The sequence below is a fragment of the Enterococcus sp. LJL98 genome, from assembly GCF_054871745.1.
Map to the genome: position 1 here is coordinate 157904 of NZ_JBTXLU010000001.1, position 17235 is coordinate 175138.

11 protein-coding genes and 1 pseudogene are annotated in these 17235 nt (G+C 35.1%); 10 read left to right on the forward strand and 2 right to left on the reverse strand.

The annotated features are described in order from the left end of the window. From ACYSNO_RS00715 to ACYSNO_RS00750, 8 genes and pseudogenes are all read left to right on the forward strand, one after another. The gene (locus ACYSNO_RS00715; protein WP_461729144.1) at positions 1–690 is read left to right on the forward strand and encodes a pilin N-terminal domain-containing protein; all 690 of its coding nucleotides are present in this window, start codon (positions 1–3) and stop codon (positions 688–690) included. 90 nt (positions 691–780) lie between these two features. Continuing rightward, the gene (locus ACYSNO_RS00720) at positions 781–2520 is read left to right on the forward strand and encodes a sortase family protein (protein ID WP_461729145.1); all 1740 of its coding nucleotides are present in this window, start codon (positions 781–783) and stop codon (positions 2518–2520) included. 28 nt (positions 2521–2548) lie between these two features. Beyond that, entirely contained in the window at positions 2549–4594 is a 2046-nt protein-coding gene (locus ACYSNO_RS00725) for a glucosaminidase domain-containing protein (RefSeq protein ID WP_461729146.1), read from the forward strand. Positions 4595–4643: 49 nt separating this feature from the next. Next, a complete protein-coding gene (gene lepB / locus ACYSNO_RS00730) occupies positions 4644–5093 on the forward strand; it encodes a signal peptidase I (RefSeq protein ID WP_461729695.1) in 450 nt (149 codons plus the stop codon). Positions 5094–5109: 16 nt separating this feature from the next. Next, a complete protein-coding gene (locus tag ACYSNO_RS00735; protein WP_461729147.1) occupies positions 5110–5928 on the forward strand; it encodes a hypothetical protein in 819 nt (272 codons plus the stop codon). Continuing rightward, complete coding sequence (locus ACYSNO_RS00740; RefSeq protein WP_461729148.1) at positions 5918–7414, forward strand: hypothetical protein; 1497 nt, start codon at positions 5918–5920, stop codon at positions 7412–7414. The genes ACYSNO_RS00735 and ACYSNO_RS00740 overlap by 11 nt, the downstream gene beginning before the upstream one ends. 55 nt (positions 7415–7469) lie before the next feature. Further along, positions 7470–7853, forward strand: a complete 384-nt coding sequence (locus ACYSNO_RS00745; RefSeq protein ID WP_461729149.1) for a hypothetical protein — start codon at positions 7470–7472, stop codon at positions 7851–7853. A gap of 302 nt (positions 7854–8155) precedes the next feature. Continuing rightward, positions 8156–9040: pseudogene (locus ACYSNO_RS00750) on the forward strand (transposase); the annotation flags it as partial. A 53-nt stretch (positions 9041–9093) separates the two neighbouring features. On the opposite strand, the gene ACYSNO_RS00755 reads toward ACYSNO_RS00750, so the two are convergent. Beyond that, entirely contained in the window at positions 9094–10548 is a 1455-nt protein-coding gene (locus ACYSNO_RS00755; protein WP_461729150.1) for a helix-turn-helix domain-containing protein, read from the reverse strand. A gap of 522 nt (positions 10549–11070) precedes the next feature. Next, positions 11071–12540, reverse strand: coding sequence for a helix-turn-helix domain-containing protein (locus ACYSNO_RS00760; protein ID WP_461729151.1), 1470 nt, complete (start codon positions 12538–12540; stop codon positions 11071–11073). A 343-nt stretch (positions 12541–12883) separates the two neighbouring features. Between ACYSNO_RS00760 and ACYSNO_RS00765 the strand changes: the two genes are divergently transcribed. Beyond that, complete coding sequence (locus tag ACYSNO_RS00765) at positions 12884–16411, forward strand: SpaA isopeptide-forming pilin-related protein (RefSeq protein ID WP_461729152.1); 3528 nt, start codon at positions 12884–12886, stop codon at positions 16409–16411. A 1-nt stretch (position 16412) separates the two neighbouring features. After that, complete coding sequence (locus ACYSNO_RS00770) at positions 16413–17225, forward strand: pilin N-terminal domain-containing protein (RefSeq protein WP_461729153.1); 813 nt, start codon at positions 16413–16415, stop codon at positions 17223–17225. Positions 17226–17235 lie beyond the last annotated feature (10 nt).

A 17235-nucleotide genomic window follows, 5' to 3' on the forward strand; every position in this document is an offset into this window, starting at 1 on the left:
ATGAAAATACATTTGAAAATACTCGGTAGTTTCTTGCTAGCTATCCTCTGGATCGGACAAACGGTAACACCGACTTTTGCAGCAGAGGAAAATTATAGTATTACCGTTGTGAAAGTTCAAATGACAAAAGATGTGTTGGAAAGTAATCCGTTTCCTTTAGATGGCACGAAAATAGATGTTGTGAAAGACCATGAAGGAAATGAGTTAAAAGCTTTACCTAGAGTGACTTATGTTATCGAAAGAGTGACTCCAAGTAATGGGGCTGATGGATTTGAAGTGATAGAAGGAGCAGACGCGCTGAAACAAGAGCTTGTTACAGATGAAGATGGAGTTGCACATTTCATAGAACTTCCTCAAGGCATGTATCGAGTTACTGAAAAAGAAAATGAACAGATACAAACTGTTATGAAGCCGGTTATTCTTGAGTTGCCTTTGCCGCAAACAAACGGAGATTCTCTAAAAGATGTGTATTTGTATCCAAAATCAAGTATTGTCCCTGGAGAAATTCCTAAGAAGGACGGTGAGGAAAACGACTCTTCTCATATTCAACCGGGAAAGAAGCCCATCAAAATTCCACAAACAAGTGGTAATATTGGGAAGTTTTATCCGATTGCTTGGTCGTTAGCTTTTGTCTTTTTTATGGGTTCGCTAGGTATGTATGTAATTTTTCGTAAGAATACAGAGGCTTGATTAAAAAATGAGAAGAAACGGATGGAAATTCATCCGTTTCTTCTATCTTTAATTTGAATTGACTCGAATAATGATGAAAGAGGAATCAAAATGAAAAAAAGAAAACGGAATTCCCTATTAAAGTATTTTGCCATTTTCATGATTTTTGGAGGAGTTATTATTTTATTATATCCAATTGTTGCAAACTACGTAGCCAATAGAGAACGTAGTGAAGCAGTCAGCAATTATTCGAATACAATGAAAAATATTTCTGAAGTAGAAAAAAAACAGCAACTTGAATTGGCAAAAAAATATAATGAGTATGTTTTCAAAAGACAGCAGGGGATAGAGACTCACAGTATAGAGTATAAGGATGTTCTGCGGTTGAATGAGGTGATGGGAACAATTGATATTCCAGCAATAGATATTAAAGAAATGCCTTTTTATCAAGGAACAGATTATCAGACTTTAAATAAAGGGCTAGGTCATTTTGAAACGACTTCAATTCCAATTGGGGGAGAGAATACTCGCTCGGTAATAACAGGGCATAGTGGCGTACAAAACCAAGTGCTTTTTACAGATGTATTAACGCTAAAAGAAGGTGATATCTTTTTTATTAATATTTTGGGAGAACGGTTGGCATATATGATCCATTCTTTAGAGGAAGTCTTACCGTCAGAAGTCGAAAAAGTTAATATTCGCTCTGGAAAGGATGAAGTAACCTTGTTAACTTGTACGCCTCCAGGAATCAACACCTTTCGTTTGTTAGTCAATGGAAAAAGAATCCCGTATGAAGAAGCGATAGAGATGAAGGTTGAAAAGAGAAATCGACTGAATTATACAAATGTAGTTCTTACAACGTTGGCGATCAATTCTTTGATCTTCATTCTGTTAATGGGACTCTACCAATATTACGTGCTACGCTTTCGTTCAAATGATGAAAACGTAGCAAAAAATGCGGCAAAACATTTAAAACGCCTTTTTTTTGTTACAAAAACTCTATTTGCATTACTTTTTATTTCAATGATTATTGTTTTAGGAGTTGCACTATATGGCTACTTTTTGATGGAAGAAGAACCAGTGTTAGGCACGGTAGATATAGGGAAACAAGAAAAACTAAGTCAGTACAATTTAGATAAAATTCATCAAGCTGATTTTGATGAACGTCAGATTGCAAGTGTTCGTATCTCTGACTATGCAGAAGCAAAAAAGATGACCTTCCAAACAACAAACCAATCAGGTATTGGCAAGCTAGTCATTCCATCAGTAGGAATTGATTTACCAATTTTAGCAGGTATTGCAAATCAAAATCTATTGACTGGTGCCTCGACATATCGTCCAGAACAGCAATTAGGGATGGATAACTATGTTTTACTTACTCATAATATTTTTGATCAGGACGTGTTGTTACATCGAATTGAAGATTTAAATGAGGGGGATTTAGTTTATACAACAGATTTTAAAGATTTGTTTATTTATGAAGTGTACCTAAATGAAATTGTCGAGGATACGGAGGTTCATTATATTGAAAAGAATGAACAGAATGAAGAAGCAATGATTACATTGTTTCGTTGTGAAGGGGATATTGGTACGAGGTATCGGCGTCTGGTTCAAGGGAAATTAAAAAGTGTGGAACCGTTAAAAAATCTTGATGAGGGAGAGTTCACTCAATTGAATCTCAAAAGATCATCTGAAAAAAGTGATGGCGCTTTAATTAAAATAGATCCGATTTCGTCTTTTGACAAACTGGGGATGAGTTTGGCAGCAAAAATCGTTTCGGATCCAATGCAAACGATAGTACCATTGTTTCTATTATTTATTATGCCTATTTTATTTTTTTCACTGATATGATTGTAAAAAAGAAAGAAGAGTGAGACATATGAAAAAAACAGTGTTAAGTTTAAGTGTCTTTGGAATAGGAGTTATATTATTAGCTACATCAATAGGTTCGAATTTGAATGCAAGTGTAAATGAAAAGGAAGGAACAACCGAAATGCCCTCTTTTGAATCTTTTGGAAGTCAAGCCTCCCAAGTAAGTAGTGGCAAAACTCTAGAAAATGAAACGATGGATTCGTTTGAATCCGAAGGCTCAGTCAACTCCTTATCATCCGACATCAATAGTATTTATGAAGAAGAAACAAAAGAAGAAATAAACCAAAATTCGAGTGACAGTGAAACTACGAGTACAGCGATAGAGAATACGGTAACAGAAACTACTTATACTGAGAGTGATATTTCTATAGAATCAGCAATAACTACAGAGTCTGGAGACTTAATGGAGTCGAAAGAAAGTCAGACTGAAACTTCATCAATTCAAGAAAATGAAAAGATAACTTCTTCAGAGGATAAGGATCTGACTTCCTCAACGGAAGCATCAGAGTCGGTAACGTCCTCTGAAGAAGAAAGTAAGACTAGAAAACCATCGATTATACTCTCGACAAGCCCTAAATTACCAACCTTTTCTGAGATAATAGCTAATGATTTTTCTTCTGTATCAGAAGAATACAGAGTGAATCAGGTAGGGGAAGATGATTTAGCAGGATTTGAACTTCCTTTGTTAAACAGCTATAAGGAAGTCAACCAAGGAGTTATCGTTTACGAAGCATTAAAACAAGTTCAAGTAGACTTTAAAGAGGAATGGTCTAATCCACTTTTGGTCAAACGTTTGTACCAATCACTATTTGGAATTAAGATAGAAGACTTAGCTATGTTAGAAGTGATGGAAGATGACATGACACCAGGTGATATCTTTTATTTGGAAGTTGAGGAAGAACAACAATTGTTTGGTCTTTATTTAGGTGAAAATTATTATATTTCAATTGAAAAAAAGATTGACTTGAAAGGTAAAGAATATCAAGTTCCGGCTATAAATAAACTAGTTTTAAAAAAACAGGAAAAAATCCAAGTGCGCAGACAAAGTCAGCATCCACTTACTTCATATGGGAAATCAGTTCTCTTGGATTATCCAGTTTCTTTTGACTTTCAAGCTAACTTTGTAACAGAAAGGTTTATTCAATCAATTGGCGAGGAAGCTCGACAATTAGGTTTGGAGTACGATATTTTTGCTTCGGTGATGATTGCTCAAGCAGTCTTAGAGTCTGGTGGTGGAACAAGTGGGTTAGCTAGTAGCCCATATCATAATTTATTTGGAATTAAAGGAAGTTACCAAAATCGTTCAGTTGTACTATCAACAAAGGAGGATCGCGGAAACGGGGAACTATATGAAATTAAAGCGGCATTTCGTTCTTATCCAAACTATCACTCAGCGTTAAGTGACTATGTTCAACTAATTCGCGGAGGAGTTTCTGGGAATGCTACTTTCTATCAAAAAAGTTGGCGTTCAGAGGCTAAAAATTATTTAAGTGCCACCCATGCATTAACAGGAAAATATGCGACAGATGCATATTACAATAACAAACTAAATTCAATTATTGCAGCCTATCATCTTACTAAGTATGATGAACCAGTTAATGAAAATCCGGGTATCTTCATTCAACATCTATCAAGTATTCCTGAAGAATATCGTAGTTTGATGTCTTACCCCACCTATAATGGGAAGGATTACAATTCTTCTGGTTCCTATCCAGTAGGTCAATGTACATGGTATGCCTTTAATCGAGTGAGTCAATTAGGTATGACTGTTGATGACTTTATGGGAAATGGAGGGGAATGGGGAGAGTCTGGAAAACGCCTGGGATATCAAGTTTCTTCAACACCGGAACCAGGTACATTAATCTCTTTTTCTCCAGGTACAGCGGGATCTGATATCCGTTATGGACATGTTGCTTTTGTTGAGGCGGTAGGACCTAATGGGATTTTGATTTCAGAAGGAAACGTGTTTGGAGGTCAAACAATATCCTACCGTATAATTAGTAATGAACTGGCTCACTCTAGTTTAGTTTCGTATATTACACCCAAAAGGTAGATGATGTGATTTGAATAGAAAAGTATTTTTTAAAGGTATTTGTATTAGCTTGATTGTTAGTGGAGGATTCTATTTTTCTAGACTATACCAGATTCACCGAATATCAGGAATATCTATGGAAGGGATGTATGAGAACAACGATCTCGTTCTAACTAAAAAAAGTAAAGAAATTGATCGCTATAGTGTCATTGCTTTTTCGAACTTAGATAAAACTGAAATGTATATTAAAAGAGTAATTGGAGTACCGAAAGATCGTTTTATTATAAATGATCATCGTATGATATTAAACATTGGGAGTGAAGGTTCGTTTAAAATGAGCTATTCATTTATTTTATCCGATGAAGTCGCAAATAAAATGCAACAAGTAGATGAAATTTCAGAGCATATGTATTTTGTAATAGGGGACAACGTTGATGTCTCGAAGGATAGTCGCACGGTAGGATTAATCCATCTTAATCAAATTGAAGGAATTGTTAAAAATAAAATAAACTTTTATTAGGAGGAGTCATAAAATAATGATCTGGAATATCTTAATTTTTATTTTGATATTTATTGCAACAATATTTCTTTTTTCTCGTGTTCTAAAAGAAATGCAACTGTTACAAATTGTAAATATGAGAGACAAGAGCCGTTCCTTTAATCGTAAATTAGAATTTATTCGACAAAAAGAATACAGAAGGCACACATTAGCACTACTTGTGCTTAGTTTTCTTCTTTTGATAACAATGGCTTTAATGACTGTCCGTTTTTTAAAATTAGAAGATAATTATCGCGCGCTCCAACAACAACAGATGAAAATCAAGGAAGATTTTCAATTATTAAAACAAGAAAAAACCGAACTAACGCAAAATTTGCCTATTTACCCTTATCCTAAAGAAGGATTGGATTTAAAGTCTTATAATTGGGAAGAACTGAGAGAGTCTCAGGATTCCAAGATACTGTCAACGATAGAATTAAAAATGGCTCAGCAGTTGACTCCTTACTTCGGAGTAACAACTCTACTTGTAATTTTTAATTCTTCAACGCAAACGCTATATTTGAATCTAATTTTAGATGTAATTGATCAAGAAAAGAGAGAAAAAATCTTAGAAAACATTAAGTCTTTTATTGTGGAAGCGGAAGAATTATCATTAATAGGTCAAATCAATGTTCAACTGAAAAACGTAGTGGACCCTACATTGGAAATAAATGAGTATTATATTCGAGAAAATACCGAAGGGAAATTCAAAAAAATAAGTAATCCAATAGAGGCAGAAAAGGAAGAAGAAAATAAGAAAACAGAAGGAAAGATAAAAGAAAAAGAACAAAAAGGGGCAGTAGAAATTGGAAAATAAAAAGAAAAATGGTTGGTTTTTTAGTCGTAGTATTCTAGATGAAATAAACAGTCTTTCTGCTATAGAAGAGGAATCTTTTAAATCGCTAACAAATGTTGAGGAAGATGAAATAAGCAAGTTACAGAATCAATTACTAGAAACGCGTTATCAAGTAGAAGGACTAAAAAATGAAAAAGAACTTTTACATAGACAATTGGCAGATCAAAAAGATTTATTTGAAGCTAAAAATGAAGATTCGTTTCATGAAGAATTGACTAAAAAATTTGAAGTTGAGAAAAAAGAACTTTTGGATGAATTAAGTGTTTTAAATCAGATGAATTTAGATTCAAGTAACAAATTGAAAGAAACAGAACAAGAAGTTTTTTTGTTGAGGCAAGAACTACTTCAACAAGAAAAAATGAAAAGTGATGATGTGTTTCATGAAGAATGTCAACAAGTTGCTTCTCGATTAACAGCTCAATTGCAAAAGAGTGATGAGAAGAAAAAAGAATTGGAAGAGCTACTTGCAATTGCAGCGTCTAAACAAGAAACAAGCAAAATTAAATTTTCTAAAGAATTAGCGTCTTATGAAGAGAAAAATACAGAACTGAAAAAGACTTTAGAAATTTTGCGAGAAAATTTAAAACAAGCAGAAGAAGAAAGTCATAATAATGTACAGGCGCTACAGGAAGAACTAGTTATTGCAAAGAAATCATTAGAAGAAAAACGTGGAAATGACGAGAAAGTACAAGAATTAGTACAAAAAATGGAAGGATATACGAAAAAAATGACAGAGATAAACTTAGAAAATACAAAACTCAAGGAAGAAATTGAAAATAAAGTTGGACCAGCGATAGTAGAAAGACTAGCACTTGAAATCAAGGAACTAAAAATAGTTAATGAACAATTATTATCTGAAAACGTTCAGTTAATCGATGAAAAACAGAAGAACGAAAAATTAATAAACGATAATTTAGTATTAAAACAAAAGTTAGAAGAAAAAAAGGAAAATCTACTTAGCTTAACCGAAAAAGAAAAAAGTTTTATAGATGAAAAAAATAAAACAACCTTGGAATTAAAACAGAGTTTACAAGAAAAGACTGAAGAGTTGAACAATGTAACAGAGGAATTCGAAAAACTACTAGCGTTGTCAAAGGAAGCTGGAGAAGACTCAATAGAGATCGTTAAACTTAAAGAGAAGATTAACGACTTACAAGAAGAAAATGATTGGTTAAAAGAAGAAAATGGTGAAATACAAACAGAGATTGGGGCTATTTTGACTTTTACTCGAAAAAAAGCGAATCGAACATTAGAAGAAGCTAAAGTCGAAGCAAATCGGATACTACGAACTGCTGAGATGCAGGTAGAGGCTATTAAAGATAATGCAAAAAAAGCAATTTATGAAGTTGAAGAATCAAAGGTTGCAGTATTGAGTCTTTATAATGATCTAGAAGAAAAAATACAACACTTAGCAGTAAGTAAACTAGAGATTGATGTTATAGAGTAATATTTATTGGAAAAAATGATAGAGTTCGGATGGATTCGAGAGGAGAAACGAGTCAATGGTTATTATTTATAAAGGTAAGGGGATATTAGTTTTTTTTTCACTTATTGTCTCTCTTTTGACCCTTATGCTAGTACAACCTACTTTAATCGAAAGTAATCAATATTTTCTTTCATTAGCACTATTGATTAGCGGAATATATAATTTTATGTTTACGCTGTTATTCCTTAAAAAAGATGAACGGCAATTATCAGAAGAAAAATTTCAAGCCATTTTATTGAATCGAAAATTAAAGTTTCCTAATAGAAAGTTTAATACTTTTACGATTAAGATGATGCGCATCATTTGGAATCCTAAAAGTTCATTCTTCTTTATTGATAATGCTACATGGACGTATATTTATGTTATTGCTTCCATGGTTGTATTTGTATTAAATCAATGAGGAACTCATTTTTTGAATGAGAGAAATAAAACATTAGCGAATCATTTAGATAGATACAGGAGATCTTAAAAGATGAGATTTTTTACAGAGTACAAAGATACTGTGACTGATTAGAAGAGTGAGAGTAATTCTAGTGTAATGGAAGGTAGTAACATTGTAGGATTTTTTTACACTTTTTGTTATACACTTTTCTCATCATACAAAGGAGACAGTTGTACGGACTCTATAATTTATAGACTTGATGATTGAAACGACCTCCAAAAGTTAGACCAAAAACCTAACTTTTGGAGGTCGTTATTTTTATGGCAAAATACAGTTTTGAATTTAAATTGAAAATGGTTCAAAAATACCTTAATGGAGAGGGAGGATACTCTTATCTGGCAAAGAAGTATAGAGTAAAAGCAGAGTCACAGATAAGAAAATGGGTCAATGGATATAAAGAGTTTGGTGGGGAGGGATTATTAAAAATACGTCAAAATAAGAAATACTCTGCTCAATTTAAGTTAGATGCGATAGAGTTATATCAAACGAGTGAAATGTCCTATCGTGAGGTAGCTAATGCCCTAGGTATTAATAAGCACCCACTGATTACCTCTTGGGTTCATAAGTTTCGAGAGGGCGGTGTTGAGGGACTTTCAAAACTGAAAGGACGTCCTTCTAACATGCCGAAGAAAAATAAAGAAGTAGAAAAGAAAATATCTAAAATCACTCCAAAAGAATCCGAACGTATTAAGGAATTAGAGAAACAAGTACGTTCACTTCAAATCGAGAATGCCTTTTTAAAAGAATTGAGGAAGCTGCGAAAACAGGAAGCCCAACAAAGACGCAAGAATCAATCACACGTATCATCGACAGCCTCCGACCGAGGCTCATTCAAATTAGTTGAGCTTCTTGAAACATTGAAATTCCCTAAGTCAACTTATATGTATTGGCAAAAACGGTTCGAACGTAGAAATCCAAATCAAAAAATTGAAGATGAAATGTTAGAAATCTGGAAAGAGCACAAAGATTATGGCTGCATCAGAATGAAAAAATAGCTGGAAAATCGCGGTTTTATCGTGAGCAAAAAGAAGATTCAACGGTTGATAAGAAAATTAACAATCGAAGTAAAATCCTACACTAAGAAGTCACATCGATATAATTCATATCGTGGAAAGTTGGGTACAGTTGCCAAAATTCGTATCCATTGTCCTTCATGTGGGTCTCACATCATTGTTTAAGCAATCTTATCAGTTAGGAATTATGCTAATAAAGAATTGAAAGTTTGCTCAACTAATTCTAAATCCTTTTTACTTAGGATTGAATTAATAATCAAACTTTTTTTTCCTAAGCATTCTTCTTCAATCAGTGGAACAGTGCTAAGGATTACATCAGCTTTCTTAAAATCTGGAGTAAAAATCAAATGATATTTTTTTGTGAAAGATATTTTTAGCAGGTTTGCCAAATAGTTAGAAAAAAGAGTCGATTGTTCTGAATAAATAGCAATATTGAAAACAGGAAGGTGTCCACTTAATGGCTCAAAAAGTATAATAAGGAGTAGGGAAACTAATTGGAAATTTTTATTTATGGGGAAATTGTTCGTTGCGATAATATTATCCCAAAATAGTAAAAACTTTCTATAATATATTGGATGAGATATGGCAATTTCTTCGAAACTCACGATACGAAGTAGCAAAAATAATTCATCGGTTATTGAAAAAAAATCATCCATTATAAATGATTTTTGAATGGTCTGGTAAACGATTTTTTTTTCATTCTTTTTAAGTTTTCTAAAACGTGACTCAAATAAAAAGATCCAGGAATCTCCCTCTGCTTGAAACACATTATTATTTTTTCTATTTAATCTAGTGATAAGATCGTATTCAATATAATCGGAAGCATAGACAAAAGTAATAAAAAAACTCCAATCTTCTACTGACCAGTAGTTTAAAAAAGATGGTTTCTCAGGGATAGAAAATTGATTAATGATCTCCTTTTGTTTTTCAGAAAGGAAAATTTTTTTTGCGAGAACTCCAGTTTCAAAGGCAAAAAAAGCCAATTTAAAAGTATAAATATCACGAGGGTTTAATGATTGCTTAGAAGCACGTAATATGTTTATTACATTTTTTTCAAGTTGAAAATATTCATTTTCAGGTAATAATTTTTCTAGCTGACGATGCGTGGAAACTAAAAAGTGAAAGTGAAACGAACGTATTGCTGTTTCATTCCCAGTTAATTTTATTCTATGTGAGTAGGTTATATGAATTTTATACTTATTTAGACTGACATTTATAGCTTTTATTTTTCTGCGTAATGTCGATTCGCTGATGTGCTGTTCTTCTAAAAAGTCAATTGAAATGACCTCTCTGTGTTGTAGAAGTCTTTGTAAAAGAATGAATGATAATTCTTGATTCGCATAATAATCAAGAACCCTTTTCAGGTTTCCTTTTTTTCGAACAAGTTTCAGTCCTAATCCAGGCTCAATTATCAATTGGCATTCATCTATCGTATATAATTTGGATATATCTTCTTTTAGCTTACGACAAATCGATTGTATTGTATCTAAACTAATTTTTCCCATAGGCGCAATAAAACTGGTTATTTCTTTTGTTGTTAAATAAGAAGAATTATCCAATAAATGGAGAATAATATTTTTTGCAACGAACTCTTTGTCTAATCCGAATAATGATTCAATCTCATAATGTTCAACGTTCATAAAACCCCTCCTTGTAATAAGAACATAATATAATGAAAATTTAATTAATACATGTCCTTTTTTTTATGTAATAAAAGTGATAAACGGAACAGAAAGGATAGAGTAAAATAATTATTTGAATAGATGAACTTCTCTTACTAATAGTGATATATCGTTTTTCTTTTATTCATTTCAAAAAAATAATATTTTTTATTTTTTATAAATTGTAAGATAATGATTTATTGTAATTTGATTAGAAAATAAGATTTGTGTTTTTCGTAAGGAGGGGAACTAATTAATTCAGAATATTCATTTTTGGCAATCCTGTCACACATGAAATAAGTATTCTAAATTACTCGTAGTACGATATTCTAATTTGAAAAGAAAAAACCATTAGAAAGAGTTAGACTCTATCCAATGGGAGTTAGATAACAATATTTTTAATAGAAATAACGAAAAGATTCAATTAGATGATAAGCTCTCCGAAAATACTAAAAAGACTGTCAATACAATAATGACAATCTTTTTTGTTTGCGGAGTGGTTCATAAAGTGTTCTCTTGCTCTTGAATGAGTTGTTGAATTTTTGCCTCAATGCGCAAAAGATCATTTTGATTGAGCAAGGGATCAATAATGACCGTTAAAGAATGGTCATCGTTTTCTTGCGCCAACGGACAGGTACTGACAATTAAATCAGCCTGTGCAAAATCATCAATAAAACGCAAATCATATTTGCTTTTAAAGTGAATATTAACTCGGTCAAATAAATATTTCGCAAAAAGACTGGATATTTCCGAATAAGTGGCAATTTCTAAAGAGTATAATCGTGTATCTAAAGGAACAAAGTGAACCGCAAGCATCAAGCTCGTAAATTTAAAGGCACTCGTATCAAGCGTAGGGATTTTTGAGCGGAAATCTTCCCAAAATTGTGTGAATTTATGATAAAAATAAGGATTGTGTTGTTGAAAATCTTCAAATTGGATGATCCGAAAGAGTTTAAAAAAATCGTCATCCAAAGAAATAAAATGGGAAAGAATTAAGGCCCGACTAATATTTTGATAGGCCATTTCTTTTTCCAAGCTCGTTAGTTGTTGGAATGGCATTTGAAATATTTGAATCCAGGTTTTTACTTCGAAATTAAATAAAGGTTTGATCATATTCCGCGAATCGATGCCAAAGTCTGCTTGAAAAAGGTTCGTTGCCATAGAAAACAACAAGAAAAAATACCAATCATCTAGCGACCAGTTATTTAGAAATGTTGGTTTCGCAGGGAAGTCGAACTGGTTAAACAATTTTCTGTCTTCTTCGGTCGGTTTTAAAGGGGAGCCTGAATGCACACCGTGTTCATGGGTGTAATAAATGAGTGAAAAAACATTTTGTTCATCGATTGTTAATCCTAGCTCGAGGTGAGCTTGGATTTTTTTTGTGCGTAATTCAAAGAATCCTTGGTTTTCAATTCCTGGAACGACAGGAAGCTGTCGATAGATTAAAAAAAGGAAGTAAAAATAAAAAGAACGAATAGCAATTTCAGAACCAACTAACTTTATTTTTTGAGCAAATGTGATGTGAATATGGTATTTATTTAAACTATGATTAATGGTCTTAATTTTACGTCGAAGAGTGGATTCACTGATATGTTGTTCCTCATAAAATTCGTAAGAAATGATTTCTCTATAATGAAAGAGTTTTTGAATCAAAGTATATGCGAGTTCTTGTGTGGCATAAAAATCAATAATTGTCTTTAAAGGAAGCGTGTTTCTGATAAAACGAACGCCAAGATTCGGATGGATAATTAATTCACAATCATCCGCGCTATGCAACGCTTTCAAATCTTCTCGTATCGTTCGGCAAGTTTGTAAGATCGTATCGTTACTGATACCGCTAATAAGTGAAGCCAACTCATTCGATGTGAGATAGCCTGAGGCGTTATCTAATAACTGTAACAACTGATTTTTTAGTAAGAAATCTCTATCCAACCCAAATAAAGATTTTGACTCTAGATGTTCACGTTTCAAGATAACCCCTCCTTATTTATGAACAGTATACTACAAAAATAGAAAACCATCATGTTCATTTATATGTAAAGGGTGTCTATCAAGATGAACATGAAAATATGATGAGAGAGTGCTAAAGTTAGATTAGAATTACATGACAAATAGTTGAGTTAGATGCAGTTTTGTATGGTTTTTGTTGTTCTGAAATTTTCATTTTTCTGTCTGTTACTATTTGAATAAATTCATAAGAAACTGTCACCCAGTGATAAGAAAAAAAGAGCAGGTCTGGGTTTAAAAGGGACTGAAATTTCGATTCCGGCTGTTTTTTTTCTTACAAAATGAAGAAAGGATAGGAGGGTAGACGATGAGAAAAAAAGGAATGATTTGGTTCACATTCATTTTGTTGCTTGCCAGCTTTATTCCCAACTTGATGCAAGCCTACGTGGTGAATGCCCAGTCAGCAAATGAAAATCATCAGACTGTGATTGAAACGGACGAATTGAGTGTTTCGACCGTTGTTCGACAAGTGGATGAACAATTCCATTGGGAAATAAAATATCAATTGGATGTTTCTGAGGAAAATACGACAAAACGTCCAAAATTTAAGTTATTCAATGGCGATGCTGACACGGACGCAAATCTAGTGGCCCCTCAAGAAATCCAAGGATGGGGGTACAGTCAAGACAACTGGTTTATGCCAGAAGGACTGTCCACCTCTTCTGAAGGCACAATTGTTGTAACAACTGATTTATCCGTCCAGCATTTAAATTTGCGTGTGCAAATCGATGAAGAAGTGACACATAAGATAGAAGTAGAAAAAACAATCGAAGGGGCAGCGGCACAAACGACAGCAACCACTGATTTGGCTTTAAGTGAAGAAGCTGAAATGGCACAAGCACCGCCAACAGAAACAATCATTGAAACGGTGGAAGAAACAATCGTTACTGAAAATATCTTAGAAGCACCTGATTCGAATACTCATCAATTGTCCGCTCCGAAAGTCACGAGTGAAGTTGACCAGACAAATAAAAAGCCAAATGTCGTCGAGCAATCGCAAGAGGAAACAGAGCCCCCAATATCGAGTGAAGAAGAATCTTCCCCAAGTGATACCCGCTCGGAAGAAGGTAGTGGTGAATTGGATCGCCCGATTACATTTCCCAATCCCTATGCTAGTCGTATGGCTGCTTTCCCAACAGTAAGCCCGGGTCTCTTGTCAACTGAAATTACTAATGGATTTGAGTACACGACCAATGAATTTGGTCGCTTTCCGACGCATGGCACGGATCCTGTAGGTAATTCAACCGATCCAGTAAACAATTTCAATTTTGGTGTACAGGTTCCAAGCGGTACGACTCCAGTAGTTGAAAATATTCTCTCAGGAGGATTAACATTTGAAGGAGGCTACCATAGTTATGATTTGTCAAATTTTCCAACCAATGCTTTGTTGAAAAAGACTGTCAAGCCGACAGCGAACCCAACGGAATTTGAAATTACCTTAGACGTCATTGGAGCAACGAATCGAACGGTCAATAACATTGATGTTGTTTTTGTCATTGATAAGTCAGGAAGTATGAATAGTGAAAATCGTTGGGCAAAATTAAAAACTGAATTAGCAAAATTCTCGAAAGCGTTGATTGAGTCCAGTTTTGAGGAAGACAATATTCGAATGGGGTTAGTAGCATTTGATGATTTAAAAACGTCTAATCCAACTCGTTACACTTCTCGAGCGCGAATTGCCGATTTTTCCAGTGGAAACTCAACCACAAGCATTACAGGTTTTACGTCCGATTATAACCGCTTTGATGCGACGAAAACAAATGGACATTACTTGCTGAAAAATGATGACCCAGAAGGTGGAACGCCACTTTTCCTAGGGATTGATGCAGGTTTAGAGCTGTTAACCAAGGAAAGCTTCGGTGCACGATCAGATGCTCGAAAAGTGTTAATTGTGCTTTCGGATGGGATTGCAACTTATGCACCGACCCAAATGTATTTAAATAATGGGTTGAATAGTTTAGCAAAAACAAAACAAAACAATTCAATTCAATATTTAACAAATACAACTGGAGGAACTTGGCCAAATCAAACAAACACCCATGTCATTGGTGATGGACAAGAAACCGATATTAACTTATTACCACCGAACCAAAGTAACTCAAATAGAAGAAATGTAATTAACTTGACGAATAACTTTATCACCTCTCGTAGAAGTTCTAGTTATTTACCGATTTCAATTGGTCTAGGCTTATCAGGAGATTATGTGAATCAAGCAAAAGGAATTTTAAGAAACTTTGCAGGAGGTTCCATTACTAACCCTAATGACCCGGGAAATTTCTTTGATACAGCAGTAGATGATCTAGATGATGCACTTGACAAAGTCCGAACCTTGATTTTGACCCTTCATGATATGATTCGTGATGGAACAATTACGGATCCTATGAGTCAATTTGTCGAATTGATTGGTGGTACGGTTAAGACCTTTGCCTTGACTTTGAATACAGGGACACATTCTTTGACGGCTACGCCTGCGCTCTATGCGAACGGAACAATGAATGCTGGAGCCCCGCAGTATGCTAAAAATGCGGTCCTTGACCAAACTTCAAATCCACTAACAGTAACGAATTTGTATTTAAGTGGTCAAGATGATTTGAGATACGGCTATCGTATAGTTTACACGGTCGAACTAAAAGAAGCATATCAAGATGGTTTGTTCTATCCAGCCAATGGACGGACAACACTGACCGCTACGAATATTGCGGATCCACTTGATTTTGCGATTCCTTCTGTTCGGTATAAGCAATCCATCAACCTTCCCGTTGAAAAAATCTGGATTGACGACAATAACAGTTGGCAGACGAGACAAGACATTACCTTGCAATTGCAAAAACAAACGGGTGGGACATGGGTAGATGTTACAGGTCAATCATTTGCTATTGCAAAAACAGCTACCGGTAATGATTTAAAACATACTTTTAGTAATTTACCAGCCTATCAAAATGGGACGCCGATTCAGTATCGAATAGTTGAAACGCCTACACGAGTCAATGGCTACAAAAAAGCCGTCTACACACCGGCTTCGATTCAGGCGAACGTGGCGAATCCATCCTTGAAAGTCACGAATGAGTTGGCTGTACTGAAATTAGGTAAATTCACGAAAATCAATGCAGCCGGTGATGGCTTACAAGGTGTGAAATTTAAGTTATTCCGTGCAGATGGAACAACTCAAATTGGAACAGAAAAAACCTCGACTGCAAGTGGTGAAGTTGATTTTAGTGATCTCTCCTTACCAGTAGGGACCTATATTCTAAAAGAAACGACTACGTTACCAGGATATCAACCAATGGCCGATCGAACCCTTACGATTACGGATTCAGAGACGACGGAAGTCAATCTCGTTCTTTCGGGGATGGATGATCGACCAAATCAAAATGGCAACCAAATCGTCAACCAGTTGAAACCATTTGATTTAAAAGTAACGAAAGAAGATAGTCATGGGAATGCGTTAGAAGGAGCTGAATTTAGCCTGACGCCAGTAACAGAAGGCATGACTGCAACAGTTGACGACAACCTGTTCACTTTTGCAGGACTAAAACCAGGAACATACACGCTCACTGAAACGAAAGTGCCAAATGGTTATTTAGGCATTGAACCATTAACCCTGGTGATTGACTCGCAAGGAAAGGTTACGATTGACAATGTCCTGCATGCCGTGGAAACAGATGGTACACATAACGTGATTCGCTTGACGGTTAAGAACCGTGGAAAAGGGACCTTGCCTTCAACGGGTGGTCACGGCACACAGCAATACCTAGTCGCGACGATTGTTTTAGGCAGCTTACTCGGTTTGGTAGGCGCTTATTATCTCTACCGCAATCGAAAGGAGGCGAAGTAAGATGAAATTAAGGAAGCTTTTCATTAGTCTAGCCGCTGTCGCTCTTTTGATACCTTTAGGAAATCTGGGTCAAAAAGAAGTTCAGGCTGCGGAACAATCAGAAGAAGTCACTTTTATCTTACATAAGCGCGTCTTTCTTGATGCGAATCAGACGCTTTCTTTGAAACCAAATAGTGGCTTGGAAATAACCACCGGCGATTTAGCCGATCCAACGAAAACCTATGGACAAAATGGTGTCGTCTTTGAGGTCTATGATGCGACAGCTTATGTTTCTGATTTACTGTTGACGTATCGTTTGGAAGAAGTCATGCAAGCCATTTTAGATGCGGATCCAGTCGAATTAAGAAAAAACATAACGGCAGAAAACTTATTGGCCGAAGTCACAACCGCGCGAGTAGAAGATGAGAATGGCATCGCAATGGTGACACTCGATTTTCGTGAAGTTGAAACGGAAAATTCTGCCATTCTCTTTTTACAAAAAGAGAATACACCACCAGGGACGGTGATTCGAGAAGTATCTGCGCCCATGTTGGTAAGTTTGCCGATTGAAGATCCTTTCAACGAGAATGCGTTTTTATCAACAATTCACTTATATCCAAAAGGCGTGTTACGAGGGCGATTACCACAAACAGGAGGCGAAACCCCTACTCCGACACCAACACCAACACCAACGCCGAAACCATTACCGCAAACAGGTGGACGCTTACCACAAACGGGTGAAGCGAAGACCATGATGGGGTTGCTAGGCATTGTCATTGTTGGATCGGTCCTCATTTTTTGGAAAAAACGAGGATGGAAAGACGAAGCAAAGTAAAGAAAAATAG

Bases quoted from the DNA above. Each gene is read 5' to 3' on its own strand.
- ACYSNO_RS00715 (WP_461729144.1), top strand. From the start codon at position 1: ATGAAAATACATTTGAAAATACTCGGTAGTTTCTTGCTAGCTATCCTC.
- ACYSNO_RS00720 (WP_461729145.1), top strand. From the start codon at position 781: ATGAAAAAAAGAAAACGGAATTCCCTATTAAAGTATTTTGCCATTTTC.
- ACYSNO_RS00725 (WP_461729146.1), top strand. From the start codon at position 2,549: ATGAAAAAAACAGTGTTAAGTTTAAGTGTCTTTGGAATAGGAGTTATA.
- ACYSNO_RS00735 (WP_461729147.1), top strand. From the start codon at position 5,110: ATGATCTGGAATATCTTAATTTTTATTTTGATATTTATTGCAACAATA.
- ACYSNO_RS00745 (WP_461729149.1), top strand. From the start codon at position 7,470: ATGGTTATTATTTATAAAGGTAAGGGGATATTAGTTTTTTTTTCACTT.
- ACYSNO_RS00755 (WP_461729150.1), bottom strand. From the start codon at position 10,548: ATGAACGTTGAACATTATGAGATTGAATCATTATTCGGATTAGACAAA.
- ACYSNO_RS00765 (WP_461729152.1), top strand. From the start codon at position 12,884: ATGAGAAAAAAAGGAATGATTTGGTTCACATTCATTTTGTTGCTTGCC.
- ACYSNO_RS00770 (WP_461729153.1), top strand. From the start codon at position 16,413: ATGAAATTAAGGAAGCTTTTCATTAGTCTAGCCGCTGTCGCTCTTTTG.